At 48.5% G+C, this 1,507-nt stretch carries 2 protein-coding genes; both read left to right on the top strand.

Annotated features, from left to right (window positions below):
• Positions 1-585 precede the first annotated feature (585 nt).
• The gene (locus tag ACHHZ6_RS24655; protein ID WP_000493286.1) at positions 586-915 is read left to right on the top strand and encodes a type II toxin-antitoxin system RelE/ParE family toxin; all 330 of its coding nucleotides are present in this window, start codon (positions 586-588) and stop codon (positions 913-915) included.
• Positions 896-1,177 (top strand): helix-turn-helix transcriptional regulator, encoded by a 282-nt coding sequence (locus ACHHZ6_RS24650; RefSeq protein WP_000780222.1) that lies wholly within the window; start codon positions 896-898, stop codon positions 1,175-1,177. The genes ACHHZ6_RS24655 and ACHHZ6_RS24650 overlap by 20 nt, the downstream gene beginning before the upstream one ends.
• The last annotated feature ends 330 nt before the right edge of the window (positions 1,178-1,507 follow it).

Here is a 1,507-nt window from a genome sequence, read left to right as displayed (position 1 = left end):
TTAAAGAATTACTGATCTGGTTTTGCGAATACTGATATTGATGATACTAACGGCCCACCGGCCTGTTGAGGAACCTGTAAAACGGAAAGGCTCATTGAAGCCGTATATTTTCTGGAGGTTCATCAGGTGCGGAACTCATCAAGGCGCGGGAATAAAATCCCATTCAGACGCCGGATAGATTCAAGCAAGCCAACTTGTCGTCAAAATCGGTGTTGCAAAAACGGGAGTGACCATAGATTCCGTTTTCTGAGACGTCCCCTTGTTGTGACCACTCCGACCGCGCACAAAAGCCTCTGAGCGGCTTTTAGCGGAATATGGCTTTGCAAGGTGAAGGGATGGATAGGCGATCCCTTTCGATCCCTCACTGGTATCGGCGGCTAACCCTCGGTGCTACCTGTCATTTCATCCTGCCGCCTTACATGCGCTAACGCGCATAAATCCCCGTTCCTCAGTGGAACGAAAACTCACGCTAACAGGGTAGTGACCGGGTAGCCACGATAACTGCCAACAAAATTAGCTTATAGGTTAATTCTACCTTGTCTGAAATTAGCCTATAGGTTAATATTAATAGAAATGGGAGGTCACATGTTTAGCGTTGTTTATCACCCGGAAGCCAGGGAAGAAGCCACAGCATTACCCGTAAAAATCAGGGTGAAGTTTGACCGTCTCATCGGCAAACTGGAGTATGACGCCCGATTACTGCGGGAGCCGGACACGAAGCCCCTGGGCGATGGACTTTTTGAGATCCGCACGATGGGGACGGACATAGCCAGGGGAATCTGGGTATACCACAAAGGCAATACCATCATCATGCTCCGTGTTTTCATCAAGAAGTCACAGAAAACGCCAGCGAAAGAAATCGATCTCGCCAAAAAGCGGTTAGCGGAGGTACTTAATGAAACTGGTAAGCCATAAAGAACTGCATAACGAGTGGATGCAGGACGATGAATATCGCGCTGCATGGCAGGAAGAAGAACGTAAGGAAAAGCTCAGGGAGCTGCTTGCTGAATGGCGCAAGCATGACAACCTGACAAAAGCGCAGGTTGCTGAACGCATGGGGGTTACACCTCCGGTTATTTCTCGCCTGGAAAACAACATCACCAAAGCCAGCATCGACACACTGACCCGCTACGCTCACGCCTGCGGCATCAAGAAACCTGTCATTGCCCTGTACTGAATAGCCAGCCCTCCGGGGCTGGCCTTTTTGTTTCGGTCAGTCCCAAAATTTTGTTAAAGCAAGTTTAAAATGTCACCTGTTTCTCCAAAGTTGAAATGTCACTTCTAAGCCAATCTATTTATACATAATCTTTACATCTTTCCCCGGTGACAAAGTGCTAATTGGTCTGTAATGTTCAATGTGTGGCAGGCAAGCCGCCGGTGACTTAGGGAAGGTGCGAACAAGTTCCTGATATGAGATCATCATATTCATCCGGAGCGCATCCCAGAGGGACATCATGAGCCATCAACTCACCTTCGCCGATAGTGAATTCAGCACTAAGCGCCGTCA

Origin of the sequence: Enterobacter cloacae complex sp. 2024EL-00214 (assembly GCF_043945575.1) — a bacterium.
Taxonomy (GTDB): Bacteria; Pseudomonadota; Gammaproteobacteria; order Enterobacterales; family Enterobacteriaceae; genus Enterobacter; species Enterobacter cloacae_P.
The sequence above is the reverse complement of the archived record's forward strand: the minus strand, read 5'-3'. Positions and strand labels throughout refer to the sequence as shown.